This is a genomic window from Fannyhessea sp. (assembly GCF_986145555.1).
The window spans coordinates 1-20780 of the sequence record NZ_CFRCNA010000001.1 but is presented as its reverse complement, the minus strand read 5'-3'; the positions used below and the strand labels follow the sequence as shown (position 1 = coordinate 20780).

Annotated in this window: 15 protein-coding genes and 1 tRNA gene; 8 read left to right on the top strand and 8 right to left on the bottom strand. The window is 44.2% G+C overall.

Translation table 11 applies throughout. The features are described 5' to 3' along the window. Window positions 1-137 precede the first annotated feature (137 nt). The 4 genes from AC5GD6_RS00080 (at window position 138) to AC5GD6_RS00065 (ending at window position 4983) form a co-directional block, all read left to right on the top strand. Window positions 138-833 (top strand): response regulator transcription factor, encoded by a 696-nt coding sequence (locus AC5GD6_RS00080; protein WP_491845956.1) that lies wholly within the window; start codon window positions 138-140, stop codon window positions 831-833. A 74-nt stretch (window positions 834-907) separates the two neighbouring features. Next, window positions 908-1879 (top strand): sensor histidine kinase, encoded by a 972-nt coding sequence (locus AC5GD6_RS00075; protein WP_306722883.1) that lies wholly within the window; start codon window positions 908-910, stop codon window positions 1877-1879. A gap of 163 nt (window positions 1880-2042) precedes the next feature. Then, window positions 2043-2918 carry an ABC transporter ATP-binding protein gene (locus tag AC5GD6_RS00070; protein WP_491845955.1) on the top strand — a complete coding sequence of 292 codons (876 nt, stop codon included), beginning with the start codon at window positions 2043-2045 and terminating at the stop codon, window positions 2916-2918. Further along, window positions 2902-4983, top strand: a complete 2082-nt coding sequence (locus AC5GD6_RS00065) for an FtsX-like permease family protein (protein ID WP_491845954.1) — start codon at window positions 2902-2904, stop codon at window positions 4981-4983. The genes AC5GD6_RS00070 and AC5GD6_RS00065 overlap by 17 nt, the downstream gene beginning before the upstream one ends. A gap of 141 nt (window positions 4984-5124) precedes the next feature. Here the strand turns inward: AC5GD6_RS00065 and pknB are convergent, their stop codons facing one another. From pknB to AC5GD6_RS00035, 6 genes are all read right to left on the bottom strand, one after another. After that, window positions 5125-7032: a Stk1 family PASTA domain-containing Ser/Thr kinase gene (pknB, locus tag AC5GD6_RS00060; protein ID WP_276778103.1), complete on the bottom strand. Its 1908-nt coding sequence runs from the start codon at window positions 7030-7032 to the stop codon at window positions 5125-5127. 183 nt (window positions 7033-7215) lie between these two features. After that, on the bottom strand, window positions 7216-10104 hold the full coding sequence (locus AC5GD6_RS00055) for an FtsW/RodA/SpoVE family cell cycle protein (RefSeq protein ID WP_416429042.1): 2889 nt from the start codon (window positions 10102-10104) through the stop codon (window positions 7216-7218). Continuing rightward, on the bottom strand, window positions 10101-11453 hold the full coding sequence (locus AC5GD6_RS00050) for a Stp1/IreP family PP2C-type Ser/Thr phosphatase (RefSeq protein WP_303869935.1): 1353 nt from the start codon (window positions 11451-11453) through the stop codon (window positions 10101-10103). Before AC5GD6_RS00050 ends, AC5GD6_RS00055 begins: the two co-directional genes overlap by 4 nt. Beyond that, window positions 11450-11863 (bottom strand): FHA domain-containing protein, encoded by a 414-nt coding sequence (locus AC5GD6_RS00045; RefSeq protein ID WP_061103308.1) that lies wholly within the window; start codon window positions 11861-11863, stop codon window positions 11450-11452. Before AC5GD6_RS00045 ends, AC5GD6_RS00050 begins: the two co-directional genes overlap by 4 nt. A 1-nt stretch (window position 11864) precedes the next feature. Continuing rightward, window positions 11865-13172, bottom strand: coding sequence for an FHA domain-containing protein (locus AC5GD6_RS00040; RefSeq protein ID WP_311431219.1), 1308 nt, complete (start codon window positions 13170-13172; stop codon window positions 11865-11867). Next, a complete protein-coding gene (locus AC5GD6_RS00035) occupies window positions 13159-15141 on the bottom strand; it encodes a serine/threonine-protein kinase (RefSeq protein WP_491845953.1) in 1983 nt (660 codons plus the stop codon). The genes AC5GD6_RS00040 and AC5GD6_RS00035 overlap by 14 nt, the downstream gene beginning before the upstream one ends. 131 nt (window positions 15142-15272) lie before the next feature. Between AC5GD6_RS00035 and AC5GD6_RS00030 the strand changes: the two genes are divergently transcribed. Then, window positions 15273-15359 (top strand) — tRNA-Leu (locus tag AC5GD6_RS00030). Window positions 15360-15456: 97 nt separating this feature from the next. Here the strand turns inward: AC5GD6_RS00030 and AC5GD6_RS00025 are convergent. Continuing rightward, window positions 15457-15678 (bottom strand): DUF6724 family protein, encoded by a 222-nt coding sequence (locus AC5GD6_RS00025; protein WP_061103305.1) that lies wholly within the window; start codon window positions 15676-15678, stop codon window positions 15457-15459. A 181-nt stretch (window positions 15679-15859) separates the two neighbouring features. Between AC5GD6_RS00025 and serS the strand changes: the two genes are divergently transcribed. Both serS and AC5GD6_RS00015 read left to right on the top strand, forming a co-directional pair. Then, window positions 15860-17143, top strand: a complete 1284-nt coding sequence (gene serS, locus AC5GD6_RS00020; protein ID WP_061103304.1) for a serine--tRNA ligase — start codon at window positions 15860-15862, stop codon at window positions 17141-17143. A gap of 151 nt (window positions 17144-17294) precedes the next feature. After that, a complete protein-coding gene (locus AC5GD6_RS00015; protein WP_491845952.1) occupies window positions 17295-19223 on the top strand; it encodes an acyltransferase family protein in 1929 nt (642 codons plus the stop codon). A gap of 129 nt (window positions 19224-19352) precedes the next feature. Here the strand turns inward: AC5GD6_RS00015 and AC5GD6_RS00010 are convergent, their stop codons facing one another. Further along, complete coding sequence (locus AC5GD6_RS00010; protein WP_491845951.1) at window positions 19353-20210, bottom strand: MurR/RpiR family transcriptional regulator; 858 nt, start codon at window positions 20208-20210, stop codon at window positions 19353-19355. 397 nt (window positions 20211-20607) lie between these two features. On the opposite strand from AC5GD6_RS00010, the gene AC5GD6_RS00005 reads away from it, so the two are divergent. Continuing rightward, window positions 20608-20780 (top strand): NAD(P)-binding domain-containing protein (locus tag AC5GD6_RS00005; RefSeq protein WP_491846007.1); only part of this gene is annotated, 173 nt, incomplete at its 3' end.

Below are 20780 nucleotides of genomic sequence, written 5' to 3'. Positions count from 1 at the left end.
TACAAGGCGCGCACAAACGCTTGTTGGTAATTTAGTATAAAATAGCATAAGCACTTAAAAGCGAATGAGCACTTGATTGCAAGGCGTGCTGTATATTGGTAAAACATCACAAGACACCTGTCACAAAGGTTTGTGCTATGGCAAAGATATGTGTTATAGAAGACGATAATCAAATACGTTTAGAGCTTGTGCACCTTTTGCAGGCCAATGCGTATGAATGCTATGCACCTTGCAATTTTACTAATCCTGATGAGCTTATGCATGAAATTGTATCGCCGCGCCCTGACTTACTGCTGTTGGATTTGGGACTTCCTTCGGTAGATGGTAATGTGCTTGCGCGCGAGTTTCGCCAGAGTTCAACAGGTGCAATTATTGTGCTTACGTCTCGTAATTCGGAGCTTGATGAGCTTGTTTGCCTGTCAAGTGGCGCAGATGACTTTATAGCTAAGCCGTATAATCCTCAAATATTGCTTGCACATATTGCTTCGGTTTTGCGTCGCGCAATGCCTATGTTGGACAAACAAGCATCGGTTCTTAGGTGTGGAGCTATTGAACTTAATTTAAAAACATGTACCGCAAGCGCACATGGTAAAACAATTGAATTGACTAAAAATGAGCTTAAGATTTTAACGCTTCTTATCCAGCGTCAAACAGAGGTGGTAAGTCGCACGCAAATTCAAGAGGCACTCTGGCAAAGCGATGAGTATGTTGATGACAATACGCTTACCGTAAATGTTTCTCATCTTCGCCAGCGCTTGGCATATATTGGTGAGCCTCACGCCGTAGTAACTCATCGAGGTCTTGGCTATCGTATTTTACCTTCAGCAGAGTAAGCGAGTAAGATATGCATGTTTTTGGATATATACGCAGCAGAGCGTTTCTTCTTTTTACTATGGTGTTCATAGTTGTGTTGATAAGCGTTATGCTATTTTTGTTGGGGATAACCTGGGATTTAATTAATGTTTTGTTGTCTGGTATTTTGCTGTGCGTCTTTTTTGGCATAGGTGGCGATTATTTTTTGTATGCGCGTCATTTGAGAGCGCTTAAGAATTTGCAAGCGCTGCCAAATACACGTGTATTGCTTGACGAAGATAATTATAAGACTTTTTTGCAGGAGCTTCCTCGCGAAATGCGTGATGCACTGGGGCATACGGTTTGGCTTGTGCATCAAGAAGTTAAAAATATGGCAGACGAACTTTCAAATCAAAAAGAGTATACAGAATTATGGGTACACGAAATAAAAACGCCTCTTGCGGCAATAAAGTTATTGCTACAAAATAAAAATCGTGGTTTTGTTGAAGACACATCTTTTGAGGTTGACCGTATAGATCATCTTGTTGATCAGGCGCTTTATTACGCGCGGAGTAGCTCGGTTTCAAATGACTTCTTTATTAAGGAGATCCACCTTAAAACCGTGGTCACACGTGCCCTGCAATCGTATGCAAAAACACTTATAGACGCTCGTATTGTTCCAAAGCTTATCAATCTTGATGTGGTGGTTGAAGCTGATGCAAAATGGCTTCAATTTATGATTGAGCAGATTTTCTCTAACGCTGCAAAATATCGAAAACCCAACGGCACAACTGCTGAACTTATAATTTCTGCTGAACACGCCCAAGGCGAAAACGGTGTATGGGATACGCGCCTTTCTATTCAAGATGAAGGTATTGGCATTAGCGCCAGCGACAAAGAGCGCGTCTTTGAAAGGGCGTTTACGGGCGAAAATGGAAGACGCTCGGCAAAATCAACGGGCATGGGGCTGTATTTGGTTCGTAAACTTGCAAACAAAATGAATTTAAGTGTTGCGTTGGAGTCGCAGGTTGGACGCGGTACTTCTGTTTCCATATATTTTAGTTCGTCACTCCATGATGTTTTGTAATAAGGCTTGTATAGGAAATTTTGCAATGAGATTCTTATTCGAAATATGCCCGTTTATTCTCAAGGTGATAAAAACGTAAGAATTCTGTAAGGTTCTTCTATGGTGATATATGCCACCTTGTGAAATAGTAGGTAATCATCACCTACAACAATAAGGAGGAATAATGACCGCTCAGCATGCTTTACATACCAAGGAGGCACGCACTAACACTCATGGTATATCTGCACATACACATTCCAGCGACGCCTCAAAAGGCGGCAATGTCTTAAACGCTGATTCTATGCTTGTGTGCACAAACGTAGAAAAATATTTTGGCACGCGTACCAATATTACCAAAGCGCTTGCTGGTGTAAGTTTTACCATGAAGCAAGGCGAATTTGTTGGCGTAATGGGTCCTTCGGGATCGGGTAAAAGTACGTTGCTCAACTGCATTTCTACCATTGATAAACCTACACTTGGTACTATTACGGTAAACAACCAAGATGTCACGCGCTTGCGCGGACGCCAGCTTGCCAGTTTTCGCCGCACGCAACTAGGGTTTATCTTTCAGGATTCAAACCTTCTAGAAACGCTTACCGCTTACGAAAATATAGCTTTACCGTTATGTTTAAGCGCATGTTCTGTGCGCGTTATGGACGAGAAGGTTAAAAATCTTGCCAGCCTTCTTAACATTGCCGATGTACTTAAAAAATATCCCAATCAGATGAGTGGAGGTCAGCGCCAACGCGTTGCTGCTGCGCGTGCCCTTATTTCTGATCCAGCAATTGTTTTAGCGGATGAGCCTACAGGTAGCCTTGATTCAAAAAATTCTCGTATTCTTCTGGAGTCTTTTGAGGAAATCAACCATAAACGCTCTGCAAGTATTCTGATGGTCACACACGACCCGTTTTCGGCTTCGTATGCAAGCCGCATTATTTTTATTAAGGATGGGCGCGTGTTTAATGAGCTTGTTCGTGGCGAAAAATCGCGTCAAGCGTTCTTTAAGGAAATCATGGACGTTGTGTCGTATTTAGGAGGTAGTGATGCTGCTTTACATTAAGCTGGCATGGGGCAACCTCCGTCGCGCCTTAAAAGATTTTACTGTCTATTTTGTAACGCTGATGCTTTCGGTTTCTCTCTTTTATTCTTTTAATACGCTTACTAATCAGGCGTTTTTTGTAGAACTAAGCAGCTCAACATCACGCCTTGTGTTACGCATGGCAGAGCTAATAACAGGGCTTTCGATATTTTTAATGATTGTTATTGGTATTCTTATTGTGTATGCCAATGTCTTTTTTATGCGTCGTCGTGTTCGTGAGTTTGCAACATATCTTCTGCTTGGTATGAAAAAATCAAGCCTTGCGTTTGTGATTCTCATTGAAAATTTTATAGTAGGCATATGTGCACTTATAGTTGGTTTGCTTGTAGGCGTTGTTGTTTCTCAATTTTCTTCGCTTGCCGTCCTCAAGCTTTTTAATTCACCCGTTGAGCGGTTCCACTTTCTTTTGGTACCTCAAGCGGTGATATTTACCGCCTGTATGTTTGGCGTGGTGTTTGTGCTTTCTACACTGTGCGCTACGTTTGTGATTTCGCGTACGAGGTTGTCGGTACTGTTTCGCTCAAGTTTTGCGTCCGATCGTTTTAAGATCAAAAATCCATGGATTACCTTGGTGCTGTTTGTTGTATCGGTTCTTCTCATTGCTCAAGCCTATCGTATGTTTTCCTATGAAGTGCTCACAGCCAATGACGGGGGAACCTTCTTATACTGCACCGCATTGGTGGTGCTTGGAACCGCGCTTTTCTTTTATTCGGTTTCTACAGCGTTTACCCAAATTGCACGCGCAATCAAGCCCCTATATTACCGAGGTCTTAACTTATATGTAGTACGTCAATTTGCCTCAAGAATTAATTCCTCTTGGATTTCGATGACCATGATCTGTGCAACCATTTTTATTGCGCTCTGCACACTTTCCATAGGCTTTACCGCAGTTGCTTCGATTCGTACTCAAGAATCTCTGATGGCTCCTACCGATTTTTTTGCAGATTTCATTTGCAAAGATGGGTATGAACCAGAACAAACAGATAAATTAGTGAGCCTTATGGCAGAGGAGATTCCATCCTGGAATACAACTGTACGAGGAACTGCACGGCTTACCAGCTATACTTTGGGAGAAGCTGACAATGTATATACGATAGCAAACCTTATTTCAGACTGCGGGCTATCAAAAGAACAGGCAATTGACGGCGTTCCTATAGATGTTGCTGTTAATCCTGTGTATTTTGTAGGATGTTCTGAATACAACAGGTTTAGAGCATTGGCTGGACTTCAGCCCATTGAACTTGCCGACAATGAAGTGAGATTTGCATCATATCCTGGCTTGGCAGATCAAACGGATAGTTTAGCTGCATCGGGCAAGACATTTACGTTAGCAGATAAGTATCATAATGTACGCATAAAACCAAAGCTTAAACTCTCAGATCTTGCTGGTCTTTCCAGTAATCCGTGTTCACTCATTGTGCCAGATTCTTGGGTGCGCACTATGAAACCACAGCAAACGCGCCTTTTTGCCCAGTTCTATTCTAGTAGCAAAGAAGTCAACGAGCAGTTTTCGCAAGAGCTTGCAGACAGCAACAAACATGCACAAGGGATTTTAGGACAAAATAACGCATACCATTTGCGTGCAGTGAATACCAGCTTGCGCTATGAAATTCTTGAAGCAGCGCTTGCCATTCGTGTAACGGGAACGTTTGTGGCGGTATATACAGGTATTATTCTGCTTATTACCTCGGCGGCCATTCTTTCTATTCAACAGTTGAGTGAGCTTACGTATATGCGCGAAAGTTATACAAAGCTTCTTCAACTTGGAGCTACACGCACTTGCTGTTCGGGTACTATTCTTACGCAGCTGGGTATATGGTTTATGCTTCCCTGCTCGTTTGCGATTTCTCATGCATTTTGTGTTATGAAAGAAATGGATGCCCTGTACCGCCTTATGGGTGCCGATCCCGAAGCAAAACAATGGCTTTTTATTACAGCAGGTATTGTTCTTGCTATCTATGCGCTGTATTTCCTTATGACCTTTGTTGTTATGCGCGCTTCAGTGTTAGGGAAGCAAACAAGATAGGGTGCGTTACGCCAGTGCCATGTTGGTGCATTGATACATATTTGAGCGCTGCAAACATTGCTATCGGCGGTTAGAAAGGTTACAAATATGCGGAGTATCCGTTGTGGATGCTCCGCATATGTTTGTCTATATTGTTACGTATTAGTGTGAGTCGTTGATAAGCGGCAAACCATCAGAAACGACAAGAGTTACCGTTTGTCCTTTCTTTGCTTTATCGGGGAAGGATATAACGGTATCTTTTTTCACCAGTGCATCTGGTTGACGTTTTACTCGTACACCAAAGCCTGCGTCAGAGAGCTTTTGTGAGGCTTCGGTAGCATCCATTCCTTTAGAGACAAGCGTTGACAGGCTTACCTGTGAGGGTGCTTTTGCAACCGTAATAGTAACGGTTGATTTTCGAGCAAGTTTACCTGTTGCGCTTTGTTTGGTAACGGTTCCCTCGGGTTTGTTGGATTCTTCTCGTTGTACCGATACATTAAATCCTGCAGCTGTAAGTGCTGCTTGTGCCTCGTCCTCTGTTTTTCCTACCACGTTAGGAACATCGGCTTCGTTTGGACCTTTTGAAAGCTGATAAGTAATGGTGTCTCCTGCTTTAGCGGTAGTACCAGCAGCAGGGGTTTGGGCTGCAATTTTGCCCACTTCTACATCGTCGGAGTTAACGGAGTCACCAGCCTGACTTTTAAGACCAAGCTGCGACAAAATAGCTTCTGCTTCCGAAGGCGATTTTCCTTTAAGATCGGGAACCGTTACATCAGCTGCAGGCTCTGCTCCCTTTGAAACCACAATATTGATTTGCGTACCCTTAGCAACTTTGTGTCCTGCATCGGGGTCTTGGTCGATAACTTTTCCTTTTTCTACAGTTGACGAAAATTCTTCTTTTACGGTACCGCGCTGGAAGAAGTTAGAATTATCTATCTTCATTAAGGCTTCTTGTTGTGTGAGGTTAAGAAGATTTGGAACTTCTTGTGTTGCGCCCTGACCCATAAAATAGCTTACCAGAGCAACGATAATGGCAATGAGGGCTAAGGTTCCCCCTAAAACGCCTGCAATCACCTTGTTTTTATGGCGTTTTTCATCTTCTTGTGCGCGCAGCTGTGCACGATGAGTTGCGCTTTTTCTGTTTTGCGTTGCGCCATTGGCAATATGTGGAAGTGCGGTAGTTGAATTAAGTGGCGAAACGGCATTTGTAGCCATAACGGGCATTTGAGCTGTTGCATTGTTAACTTCATTCATTTTGCCTGCTAGATAGTCGCGCAATACCTTAAAGACTTCTTCGGCAGTTTGAAAACGATTTTTGGGATCTTTTTGCATGCACTTTAAGATAATGCGTTCGAGAGCTTGGTCAACGCGGGGGTTTCGAGCGCTTGGTGGAACGGGCTGCTCGTTAACTTGTTTAAGTGCAACGCTAATTGCATCGTCACCATCAAAGGGAACAACACCTGTTGCCGCTTCGTACATAACAATACCAAGCGAGTAAATATCGGTTGTAGGACCTAAAGGCTTACCTTGCGTTTGTTCAGGCGATACATAGTGCGCTGTACCAAGAACCGAGTTATCTGTGGTCAGGTGACTATTTTTTGCGCGCGCAATACCAAAGTCCATGACTTTGATGTTGCCGTCGGGTTGAACCATGATATTTTGCGGTTTAATGTCGCGGTGAATAATATCGTGACGATGTGCTACCGAAAGTGCTTGCGCAATTTGAGAGCCAATTTGAGCAACCTTTTTGCAGTCAAGCGCTCCGTGTTTGCGAACGCCGCTTTTAAGGTCGGTACCGCGCAAGTATTCCATAGCAATGAAATACGTGTCATTATCTTTTCCCCAGTCGTACACCGAAACAATAAAAGGGCTTTGAAGTGCTGCAGCTGCTTGAGCCTCTTGCTTAAACCGTGCGGCAAACGATGGATCGGCAGCATATTGGGGTAGCATAGTTTTAATTGCAACAGGTCGTCCTAAGCGATTGTCAATGCCACGATAAACAATAGCCATACCGCCTGTTCCGATTTTATCTTGTATGATGTATCTTCCACCAAGAACTTTATCGGGCATTGTTACTCCAATCTGTTGTGTTTAATGTTGTTATAGGTAATGGTAGAAGCGCTTTATACGGCACATGCGCGCTTGTTTGTGTACACCTTGTTTGAGACGATTGGTGCGTGTGCCATTTGTTATGCACCATACACGGCAGGTGTGCTAAGCGTTTGTAACGCAGGTAGAGCAGGTAAAATCGTATCATTTTGCCGCTCCTAACGCTTGTATGTTTAGACATCCTGCAAGAATTTTTCCTGCAATAGCAGCAGCTTTGTTATGTACGTCTTGTTCAGAGGATCCCTCTACACATACCGAGATTGCAATAGTTGGTTTGTCAAAGGGTGCAAAGCCAATGAACAAAGAGTTTGACACCTGAGGCGAAACTTCGGCAGTACCCGTTTTACCTGCAACCTTTACGCCTTTTATACGTGCGGGTTGACCTGTTCCTTGTTCCACAACGTCAAGCATTGCTTCTTTAAGTTTGTCGGCTGTTTGCGCAGAGATTACCTGACCCAAAACCTTTGGTTGCGTTTTAGAAGTGCTGACGCCTTCTGAGGTGAGTAAATGATCAATTACAAATGGATTCATAACCACGCCGCCATTTGCAACAGCTGCAGCAATAACAGCATTTTGCATAACGGTGATTTGAGGACCAACGGGGCTTGCGTGCATACCTACAGGCTGTCCGCATGCAGCCCAGGCGGTTTCCCATTCGGTCATTTCTGAAGGCTTAGGCATAAGCGAAGATGAAGTAGTAAAGTCTTGACCTAAAGATGATCCAAAGCCAAAGCCTTGTGCATAATTGACCAGTTTAGAAGCGCCTACCTGTGTTCCCAGCTGACCAAATGCTGTATTCGCCGAAAATCTAAGCGCATCTTTAAGTGTTATTTGTCCAAAGTCTTGATTTTTGTAATTAAAGTCTTGATTTTTGTAATTAGAGAGATCTCCGTTGCCAATCGTTATTTTTGCGGGTGCTGAAATTTTTGAATCAAGAGAAGATATTCCTGAGTCAAGAGCGGCAGCCAAAGTAACAACTTTGAAGGTAGAACCAGGTGCGTACAGCGTTTGTGTGCTTCTATCAAGTAATTGACCTTTGGTGCTTGAGTTGCTCATCACTTCGTCGAGATTATCGGGGTTAAAGGTTGGATTGGAAGCTTTTGCAAGAATTGCCCCCGTGGTTGGATTAAGCGCAACAACAGAGCCAGTGTATCCTTCCAGTGCTTTCTCAGCTACTTTTTGCATTTGAGAGTTTATCGTAAGTACTGCCGACGACCCTGGTTTTGCAGCTCCTGCCAAAGATAAGAGTACATCGTTAAGTGACGTATAGTTGCCGTTGTTAATGAGTGTGTCGTTAAGACGCGCTTCTACACCCGACGTACCATATCGAACAGAGGCATATCCCAAGGTATGCGCCGCCAGCGATCCTTCAGGGTGTTTGCGCACATATGATTTTCCATCGTTTTGCTTAACGCTTTCTGCCAGCGTAACGCCATCGGAACTGATGATGGATCCACGTTTTATGTTTGATGTTTTTGCAATGGTGTGGTTGTTGCCAGGCATTTTTTGGAATGTTTTTGCGCTGATAACCTGGATGTTCGTAAGGTTTGCAATCAGAAGTGCAAAAAGGATACAAAACGCGGTAACCAGCTTTACGAGCCTATTTCCAAGTGCAACTCTTCCTAGTATACCCGATTCGGGTGTGTCGATCTTAAAACCACCTCGTACGTGCGCGCCATGCAACACGGACGCATGAGATGAATTTTCGTCTTCTTGTAACAGTATTGAAGAACTTTGCTCGCAAACGTTAATATCGGTGCTTCTGCCCGTTCCTTCGTCACCCGCTTTAAGTAAAAGCGCAACAATTATAAAGCTTGCCAGTAAAGAGCTTCCTCCTTGGCTAATAAAAGGCAAGGTTACGCCAGTAAGCGGTAAAAGTTTGGTAACGCCACCAACGATGATAAAAGCCTGTATAACAAGCGAGGCAGTAAGTCCAGTTGCGGCAAATGCGGCAATATCTGATTTTGCACGAGCTGCCGTTGCAAGGCCTCGTATTGCCAGTACAACATACGCCAGCAAAACGGCTGAACTCCCTAACAGGCCCATTTCTTCACCAATTGCCGAAAAAATAAAGTCTGAGGCAACTACCGGAATAAGGGTTGCAAGACCGCGTCCAATACCGCTTCCTACTAGGCCACCATCTGCAAGTGAGTAGAGCGATTGCACTATTTGAAGGCCTTTGTTGCTAGGATCACTAAAAGGATTAAGCCAAATTTGTACGCGTGTTTGTACATGGCTGAACAGGTGATAACACAGAATTCCACCAAGTATCAACAACACAAGCGAGATAATGACATAGCTTACTCTACCTGTGCAAACGTAGAGCATAACAACAAAGAACGCAAAGAACAACAGTGCGCTTCCTAAGTCGCGCTCAAAGATGACAATTAACAGCGAGAGTCCCCACATTACCAAAAGCGGTGCCAACATGCGTGGCTGTGGGATTTTAAAGCGTCCAATATGAAGAGCCGAAGCAGAAAGTAATTCTCTATTTTTTGCTAAGTAGAAGGATAAAAAGAGAACGATAAGCACCTTAGCAAGCTCGCCCGGTTGAAACGAAAATGCGCCAAAACTGAGCCAAAGTTTTGACCCACCGCGCTCTGTTCCTATAAGCATAGGAATAAGCAAGCACATAACTCCTGCTGCTCCCAGCGTAAATTTATACGAGGAGAGCTTTTCTATGCCGGGTACTACAGCCAATGTTACTACCAGTGCTACCACTCCTAAGAAGAGCCATAAAACCTGACTAATTGCCAGTTCGGGGGAAAGCCTAGTAACAAAAGCTATGCCTGTACCTGATAAGAAAAAGACAATTGGTAAAATAACGGGATCGGCACCTGGTGCATAGATTCGGACAGCAAGATGAGATACGGCAAAAGCCGCAAACAAACCAAGTGGAACCGACAAAGAAAATACAGATAGTTCTACATGCGCATTCATAATGTAGAGTGCGTAAAGAAGCGTGGTTGGAATAGCTGCCGCTATCAACAGCCCCAGCTCCATGGTTCGTCTTGTGTTGGCGTTTTGGCTCATTTATTCACCTCACTTGTTGGTGTGGAGGATTTAGAATTGGTATCTTGTGTAGACTCATTATCCGTTTGATCGTCTGCTTCGGGAGTTTTACTACCAGCAGACGTTCCTTCCGAGGCGCGCTGCTCCGCTATAGCGGCTGCGCTTTTTTCGGCATCAATTTGATCACGATAATTTTCTACCACACTACGCGCTTCTTGTTCGCTTCCTACGCGAACCCCTCCTTCGAGGTCTTTTTGCGTGGTAAGTGGCAGATCTTTTACTTCAACAGAGGTTGAACCCGACAGATGAGAAAGTTGTATGCCAAAAATCCTATTGTTTACCCCTTGATAAATTCCTACGGTTTTATCGTTTATGCCTAAATACCAAGATGTGCTTACAACCATAAGACCCATGATTAAACACATAATAAGTGATAAAAGCGCACACGCGCCAGTGACGTATAAACGTCTCATGTGCATATGTTTGCTTTTTTGCGGTGCGCCGTCGTCTTTAATGTCTACAACAACTACCGTAACGTTATCAAGTCCTCCAGCTTCAAGAGCTGCGGCAACTAAATTATCTGCGCATGATTGAGGGTGCACGGCACTAACTGCAAGCGACTCGATTTTTGCATCTTCTATCATAGATGAAAGACCATCCGAACAGATAATAATGCGGTCACCCGTGTTAATATCTAGCTTAAAGTGATCGGCATACATGTCGGGATCAGAGCCAAGGGCGCGCGTAATAATGGAGCGTGATGGGTGAACACGCGCTTCATCGGCTGTAATTTCTCCTGCATCTACCAGCTCTTCTACAAATGAGTGGTCGTGCGTAAGACGAACAAGCGAGCCGTTGTGTAAAAGATAGATGCGAGAATCGCCCACATGCGCAATAGCAATTTTGTTGTTTTCTATTAAAGCGCACGAAGCAGTACAACCCATGCCTGGTTTTCCGTGTCCTTGCGCTGCCTGATTTATAATTTCGGTGTTTGCAGCCTCAACGCTTGCGCCCAATAAAACATCGTTCGCGCAATGAGGCGCTTGCTTTCCAATTGTTTCAACCGCAATAAAACTTGCCACTTCACCTGCGGCGTGACCGCCCATGCCGTCACACACAGCAAAAAGGGGAGGTTGCACCAAAAACGAGTCTTCGTTATGCTCGCGCACTAAACCAACATCGGTACGCGCGCCCCACATAAGGCGTGCATTGGTTCCCGACCTAGAATCGGTGCCTTCTCTATTTTCTACCGAAATTGATTCGTGACCAGGACTATTGGCAACTTTGACATGCGCAAGACGGGAAATTTTCTTTGCGTTTGCGCCAAAAAAATCCTCCAAATCTTTTCTTGATAAGGGAAAAGATTTCATCGGCGATTCACCTTCATGATGGTATCTCCAATTTGTATTTCATCGCCGTCGCGCAGCGCAACAGGTTCGTCGATAGGACATCCATTAACAAGGGTGCCATTCGTTGAGTGGAGATCTTCTAATACCAATGCGGGCCCTTGCAGCGAAAAGCGTGCATGAGATGCAGAAACAAAGGGTTCGTCAATAACAATATCCGATGAAGGAGAGCGCCCGATAAGCACTGGTCCAAGAACGTCTATATGCAAGCCGCGCAGTTGTTTGCTGCCTTTCTCGCAATCAATATACCAAATCGCATCATCTGTTCGCTGTCGTCTGACAAGACCTATTCCTGTCTTCATAACTAAAAACAAAAACAGGTACAAGAACACGACCAATATGATTCGACCTGCAAATAATACGAGGTCAAACATGCTAGTTCTCCCTAAATTCCAAGTTAGTAAGCGCAAGCGTTATGATGTCACCGTTGCGCAAAACGCAACTGTCTACCGTCATGTTGTTTACCTGCGTTCCATTGGTTGAACCAAGATCTTGTATCAACCAATTTCTTCCGTTGTATGTTATTTGCGCGTGACGACGCGAAATATTTGAATCGCGTAACACAATTTGCGCGTGCGAACGTTCGCGCCCAATAATGGTTTGCGGCGCAAAGACCTCGTACGTTTCGCCTGTCTGATGATTGATAAGCAGCGAGGTAGGAGTAGCTGTTTCGGCATAATTTTGCGCAGGTTGCGAGAATGAATCTCTTCTTTGCGTGGGAGCCATGCCATCAGGAGCTGCAGGATAGGCGTTTTGTGCGTACCTATTGGAGTTTGCGTCGTCTGCTACGGTTGCGTGGCGAGCCCAATTATCTGCGCGCGCGTTAACTAAAGGTGTGTGCTGGACGTTTTGGACTGCAGGCATAACGCTTATGGGAGGCGTGTTGATGGAAGCCGAGCCTATGGTAGCAAGGTTTGAAGGCAAAACGCTTAAACCTGCAGATAAATCGAGGTCTTGTCCGCCAATAAGCGGCGCAAAATCTCCTGCAGAAGTTTCGTCGGGAATAGCAACCACACCTCGTTTGTACGAATTTTGCGGATTAGCTGCTGCAACTTCGTTTTGCCGAGGCGTTGGCTTATATGCTGGTTTGCTTTGTGCGACGCGTGCTCCCTCATTGGGCACACTAGACAGAGCGTTAGGCGAGCTTACGGGTGGCTGAGGAGTTGCTTGCTCAGAAAAACGAGCGTTTCGCTGCCGAGCGCGTGGTGGATTAACCATTTTAACTTCACCATGAAGCTGTTCTTGTGCGGCGCCACCAACGCCCAATGAACCCGAAAGGAACGCGTCTTCTTCAGCGCGAAGACGCGCAAGCGTGGACGCATCTATGTTTTCGGCAAAGACGGCAAATTTTCCGCTTTTAAGTCCGGGGTCAACCATAAAGCGAATGAGTGGCTTACCTGTAAAAACATAGGATTTTGACTGTGCTTTTGCTTCGATAAAAGCAGAGATTTCGCTGATGAGCTTTACATACAATGATCGCATGGTAGCGTCATCGGTGGGGGAAACCAGTACGGTATAAAGAGCGGGAGCGGTGTTGATCCCGTCTATTTCAAATGTTTCTGCTTCCATTTCGCGAGCTGCGCGTTTAGCAAGCTTTTTTATCGAAAAAGGTGCGGTAAAGCCCTCGGTGGAGCTCCCGAATATGGTGTTCATTCTTTCTTCAAACGTTTTAATTAAGTTCATAGACATTCTCAATCTCCTCACCTGCAGGTTGTGAATCGTCTAACTTCATCACAATAAACATAAGGATACTTAAGCATAACGCAAGAGCGATTCGCGTGATATCCACAATTGAGTATATACCGCAACTCTCCATGTCAATAATGGTATGCGATGTAATAAACGCATAGAGCATAAGGGTGCTTGCAGCGATTTGAACGGTGTATCTAAGCCATGCGCTTTGGGTTTGTTGCAAAAGGTATGCGGCAAGAGCCGTGCTTGCAGCGCTTATACCAAGAGCTATAAGTGCTGGTTGTTGTATAAGATGAAACAGGTACGCGCAAACCTGTTGAGGGTTGGATGCAGCCATGGTGGTCCAGCTTGTAAGATGAACGATGAGCCACAATGCAAAACAGTGTATACATGCAGGAATCGGCTGCACATGAGAGGGAATAACCAGTGCAGCCATGAAGGGATTCTGGGTAGCAATTCCAATAAGTGCGCAGCTTGATACCCATGTATTTTTGCGTACGCATACGATGAGCCAGGCAAGGCTTAAGACAGCTAACACGATGGGGAGTAAGGCACCAATGCCTGTTAGAAATTGTGGATGTAGTATAAGCGAAAATGCATATATAAGGCATATAATGCCTACTGCACTAAACGGTATAAAGGCTGATAAAACACCTATAACGCAAGCACATGCAAAAAAAACTATCAAAGGAGTGCCGCCAAGACCTTGCGTAAAAAAGGAAATGCCTTCAAATGTACATGGCGCGCACAAATGAGCAAAAAACCGCACGATTCCTGCCAGAGGAATCCATACGCCACTTATTCCGCACGCGGCGTTAAGCACCTTTTTTGCATAGGGAAGCACATGAGGGTGGCGATACCCAAAAGGAAGTTTGTACTTATCAAATTCTGTAGCTCCCTCGTCTGTTTCAAGAGCTTGTTGCACCAGTTGCGCAATAGAGCGCTTACCCTCGTTTTCGTCGCCTAATACTTCACCAATTTGATGTGAGAGATTTTCTACATGTGCACACCTAAGCGTTGGATTTGCGGTGAGCGCCGCCTTTAAGCTTTGATCAACAAGAGTTTGACTTACAGGAGCAAGATCGCTTGCGTAGTCGGAAAGCGACTTTTTAATTCCCTTTTCAATGAGCTTGCGCGATGCTTCTGCCGTGTTTGCTGCAAATGGACATGTGCCTGTAAGACACTGCCACATTACGGTTGCAAGCGAGAAGATATCGCTTCGCTCGTCTACCAAATCTCCCGATATTTGCTCGCAAGACATATAGCCCACGGTTCCTCCGCGCGCATCGCCGTATCCAGTTGCCGAAGCCAGCGACGCCATGCCAAAATCGCAGAGTTTAACGCAGCCGTTTTGATCAAACATGATGTTTGACGGCTTAATGTCTAGATGAAGCACCCTATTTTTATGTGCGCATGCCAGTGCCGAACAAAGAGCTCGACACACATAACTTGCCTCATCGCCCGTGAGCGTGCCACCTTCGACGCGTCCAAGCAACTCTTGCAGCGTAAGACCGTCGATATACTCCATAACAAGATAGGCATACATACTATCGGTTTCAAAGTCGTACATCGATACAATATTGGGATGCGAGAGTCTTGACGCGGCTCGTGCTTCTTGTAGCGCCTCTTGCATGGTTGAACTTATGTGGTTATATGCGCCGTCTTGACTTGAAAAATCATCATATTCAGCGCCGCTAAAAAGCGGAATACGCTTAATTGCAACACGACGTTGAAGGCGTGTGTCCCACGAAATAAGAATATCGCCAAAACCTCCCGTGGTGCATTCGTCCATAACGCGATAACGACCTTGTAAAACGCTGTTTTGGATTTGTTGGTCGTATGAAGTTTCGTAAGCGTCAGCTCTTTGCGAAAAATCAGAATCCGCAGCAGTGCTCCCGTTATGAAATGCACGGGATTGCTGTGGCGAATAGGCAGGTGGCGTGTAATGATCGTTCCTCATAATGTGTCCTTTTGAACTTCGTTTTTGGTTGGCATGACACATTGCTGCACATGTGATGTTATACTTTTTTCTTCAATACGCACATGCGTTATTGCATAAGTTTACCAAATTGGAGTAAAATTTCTACCCATGCGGGCGTGGCGGAATTGGCAGACGCGTATGCTTCAGGTGCATATGAGGGTTCCCTCGTGAAGGTTCAAGTCCTTTCGCCCGCACCACGATTTACTAACAAATCTCCTAGCTGTGCAATTACGTTGCTACTTTACGGCTTTTATGACTTCGTGTTTTTTGCGCTCTACCTGTGTTTTACAGCCTCTATTTGTTGTCTTCTTCAAAATCGCTCCAACCACTTTCGTCATCAGAATCAAACAAATCCCAATCACCTTGTTGCTTTTTGTGGTTTTTAAAGCGCTGACGTGTTTTGATTTCAAGGAAAATAGAAATAAGGACAAAGAACACAATTCCGCCTAAAACAAGCACCAAAACACCTTGTCGGCTTGCGAATAACCAGGTAAAAAAGTCATTTATTGCGTCCATATACATCCTTTCCCAAGGAGTGTGTAAATCTTTTATAGAACAAGTATATACTTTAGTGCGTATATATAGGTAATTATGCCTGAATGGCGTATAGTTAAACACATATTACGTACGAGTAGTTTAACAGTTTTTGTATAACAGTGCTTTGATGAGCAAAGTTGGTAACGCAAAAGGAGTAGCAATGCTTGATATCAGGTTTGTGAGGGAAAACCCCGACGTGGTAGATAAGTCGTGCGCATCGCGACAGAATGCACATTGGGATAGGGAACAATTTTTTAAACTTGATGAGTTACGCCGATCAACCATTGTAGAAGTTGAGCGTTTGCAAGCCGAGCGCAATAGTGCCTCAAAGCAAATTGGTAAGCTTATGCAAGAAGGAAAAAAAGACGAGGCGCAGGCTGCAAAAGAACAGGTTGCAGCTGGTAAAGCTCGCATTGCCGAGCTGGAAGAGCAACGCGCGTCTGCCGAAAAGCAGCTTCATGATTTAGTGAGCGCTATCCCTAATATTCCTCATGAAAGCGTTCCTTATGGTAAAGACGATAGCGAGAACAAAGAAGTTCGCAAATGGGGAACTCCACGCTCCTTTGATTTTGATGCAAAAGCTCACTGGGATTTGGGTACGCAAACCCATATGATCGATTTTGATCGTGGTGTAAAGCTTGCGGGCTCGCGTTTTTATGTGCTTGGTGGTTATGGTGCGCAAATGGAGCGTGCGCTCATCAATTTCTTTATTGATATGCACAACGAGGCAGGCTTCAAAGAGTGGTGGCCTCCTGTATTAACCAACTATGATTCGCTCTTTGGAACAGGACAGCTCCCCAAGTTCGACGAAGACTTGTTCCATGTAAGCAACGACCTCTATCTTATTCCAACTGCCGAGGTTATGCTTACCAACCTGCATCGCGATGAAGTGCTTGACGCTTCACAGCTGCCACTCAAATACACTGCGTTTACGCCATGCTTTAGAGAAGAGGCTGGTTCTGCAGGTAGAGATACACGCGGTATCATTCGCGTTCATGAATTTGATAAAGTTGAAATGGTAAAGTTTGCAAAGCCTGAAGACTCCATGAATCAGCTTGAGTCTATGGTTGCTGAGGCCGAGAAGTGCTTGCAGGTATTAGGGCTTGCATATCGTGTTGTTTCGCTTTGCACGGGCGATATTGGTTTTTCTGCATGCAAGTGCTATGACCTTGAGGTTTGGCTTCCAAGCTACAACAATTACAAAGAAATTTCTTCGTGCTCAAATTGCTGGGATTTCCAAGCGCGTCGTGCAAATATAAAGTATCGTGATCCAAGTGAGTTTAAGGGTACACGTTATGTTCACACGCTTAATGGCTCTGGTTTGGCGGTAGGAAGATGCATGGCGGCTATTATGGAAAATTATCAAAATGCCGACGGATCTATTAGTGTGCCCGAGGCTTTGCAGCCGTATATGAGAGGCCTCAAAACCATTCCTGCATGCTAATTGTGCTCATTTGTGCGCGGATAAGTATAGAACATATGTTTGTTTTGTGATTGTGCTTCGGACGGTTTATGTGCTGTGCGGAGCACCTTTTTGAACTTACATAATGAGTTAAAATAAAAATGTAGATGTTGGTAATTCTTGAGGAAACATTATGCGTCAAAACCCAGCTCACATGATCAAATCCTTCACGGCTTGGCGCGGTCTTGCCGTTCTTTTTGTATGCCTTTATCACTGGTTTCCTCATACCGTTCAAGGTGGCTATTTAGGCGTTATTATTTTTCTTACCTTATCGGGATACCTTGTAACAGATTCTTTTTTGTCCGAATTTGAACTGCATAAAAAGATTTCGATTATAAGATTTTATGCACGGCGTATTAAGCGGCTTTATCCACCAATGATATTGTTTATGCTGGTTGCTACCTTATGGGCAAACTTTTTAAACCATGACCTGTTCTACAATTTCTCTGCAAGTGCATTTTCAACCCTGCTTGGTATTAATAACTGGTGGCAGATTAGCCAAAATCTATCGTATTTTCAGCACTTTGCTCTACCCGATATGTTTACCCACATGTGGGCATTAGCAGTTGAAATGCAAATTTACTTGTTTTGGCCGTTTGTCGTATGGATCGTGGGCAAACTGGCTTCGCGCGCACCTCGTCGTGCACTGTTGAGAGTTTCCCTTATAGGCGCAGTGGTTTCTGCTGTATTGTTAGCCGTTATGTATCAGCTATCTATACATAATATTACGCGCGCTTACTATGGAAGTGATACACGCGTCTTTTCGTTTTTGCTAGGGGCTGCATTGGCGTGTCGTTTTAGCCGACAAACACTGGTTGATTGGTATCAGCGTGCTCGTACGTTAGGCACAGTTAAAAGCCTGTTGGCGTGCATTATTACAATTTGGTGCATGATGTTTCTGGCTGGTGATACGTGGTTTGCATATTATGGCGGAATGGTCTTGTTTAACGTAGTTCTTCTTGTGGCGTTGGCAACGTCAGTTGATAAGTCTGGCTTTTCTGCACGTCTGATTGGTAATCCCGTCCTTATGTATTTGGGCAAACGTAGTTATAGCCTTTATCTGTGGCAATATACCTTATGGGTATTTGGCAAAGCTGGTTTTAACCCTCCGGGTGTTTCTTATGGATCGGCAGTTATTATGCAAGCCGTTTTTCTGCTTATTTTGGCGGAGCTTACCTATCAGATAAGCGAAAAACATTTGATGGCTTTAGTTAACTGGTGTGCGCCTTATGCGTTGCATAAAAATCAAGCGCATGGTCGGGCAAAAATGCTTGTACTTTTGGTATTTTCGGCTCTTATCGCCTGCTTTGCGTGGACGTGCATACATGCGCCTGTTGGTGCGCCTGAAGATGTGCGCGAAATGCAAAGTCGTCTTGCTGATGATGACGACGAAAACGCGCAGACCACAACAAACGATACACAGCAATCGGACGAGGACGCTTCGCAGCAGGAGGAAGAAGACAGTACTGCTGGTACGACGCCATGTGAAAAGCCTGACAACATCGCGCAGTTTGATAAGGTTATTGCACAATATCCTGAACTTGGGATTACTAAGGATGAGGCAGCAATTGCAAACAACATTAAAATTTTTGCTGTGGGCGATTCAGTGCTTAAAATGTGTCGTAAACAATTGGGCAAAATTTTACCGAATATGACTATTGACGCAACGAATAGTCGTCAGATACCTGCAGGTTTAAACATTTTGCGCGAGCTAAAACACTCGGATAATTTTCCGGATGTTGTGTATTTTGCGCTCGGTACCAATGGCATAATTAACGACGATATGCTCGACAGCCTTTCAGCCGAATTTAGTGACACCGATATATACATCAGCACCGTTGTTTCAAACGACTCGTACGAGCACGATGTAAATGATTACATCACACGAGCTGTTAAACGCCACGATAATCTGCATCTTATTGATTGGCATCAATTTGCTAAGGACAAAACTGAGCTGTTTTATAAAGATGGAACACACCCTAATATAGGGGGATCTGAGGTGTATGCCCAATTTGTCGCTAAAAGCATATTGCAGTCACAGCAAGAAAAAAGCTCATCATAACGAAGAACATTGGAGTGCTCTGTGAGCGCGTATTTTGCCAAAGAAAATTAAACTACGCAGGTATATGCATGTGCGCATCATGTTTGTGCTTGATAAAATGAGGCTCCTAACACTGTCTTATTTGAGGCGCTATTCCTCAATTTTTGTTCGATTAATTGCGCTGCGTATATTATGCAACGTTTGCGCTACGTTTTTATCATCAGATTTAAACATTACAGCACAAAAAAGCGTGTCCAAAATTACCAGTTGTGCAACGCGGCTTGTAAGCGATTCGCTTCGGTATCCAGTTTCTTCTGAGGCTGAGATAAACACAACATCGGCAAAACGTGTAATGGGCGTATTCAGGTAACTTGTAATAAAAATAATAGGGACACTATTTTCGCGTAGTATTTCAGCAATCTGAAGGGTTGTTCTAGATAGACCTGAATGGCTAATAATAATTGCAACATCTTGCGCGGTTAAAAGCGAGGCTTGCATAATTTGAATATGTTCGTCTATTGCGTTTTGACAATGCAGCGGTGATCGCAGGAATTTATGATAGGCGTCTGCAGCCACAATGTTTGATCCACCGCAGCCAAAAAATGTAAGCGTGTGCGCGTTGTTAATGAGATTCAACGCGCGCTTGAGATTGTCTTCATTAAGTAATGCCAGCGTGTTATGTAAAGAGGTTACACTTGAATGAAAAATGGTGGCAGCAATAGTTGCAAGAGAATCACGTGTTGTTATGTGCTCGTGAACTGAAACCTCGGGATCGTAGGCTTCGGTTAAGAGATCGTTTCTAAAATCACGAAACCCTTTATAGCCCATCTTTTGCGCAAACTTAAATATTGTTGAATCGGCAACCCCAAGTTTATCTGCCAATTCATGAATTGTCATATACGAAGTCTCTCGCACATGCTGAAGAATAAATTGCGCAATAGCCTGTTCTTTTTCTGCGCATGAGGGAAGTAGCGACTTTATTTTTGCGGTAACTGAGATTCTTTTCATGCGATACTCTTTCTTTACCTTTCCTTTTTGTTTGGACATGTTTTATGCGTGATTTGCCGTCCTTTGCCGTTGAGCTTATACTATGCAGCTCCGCGGTCTTTTCATAAAACCCAAACTAACCATAGTGTAGCAATAGTGTAGCGTGTAGCGTGATAGAAGATTTTAATCGACCGTTGAGCTTTCGCAAATGACCGTTTAAGAAAAAATATTTCCTAAATAGGGGTATAATAAGAAAAAATAATTATAGTGTAGATAGATGCTGATTATGCTAAAACGCGTAATCACGCGCACACACTTGTAAGTAAGATACCCTGTTGGTGGGTGCTAACTTGTAAGTTTAGAATGGTTGGCAAAGTGTACGAATAACCTTTGCTACAGGTAAAAGGAGGCAATAAGCGTGGCTTGTTTTGTGGGTGTTTACGGAATGGGCGTTATGGGTCAAAGCCTTGCGCTTAACATCTCTCATCATCACTATACCCTTGCGGTTTATAATCGTGATGGGGATAAAACGCGTGAATTTATGCAGAATAAAGTGCAAGAAACCGATCAAATTACTCCTTCATATTCGCT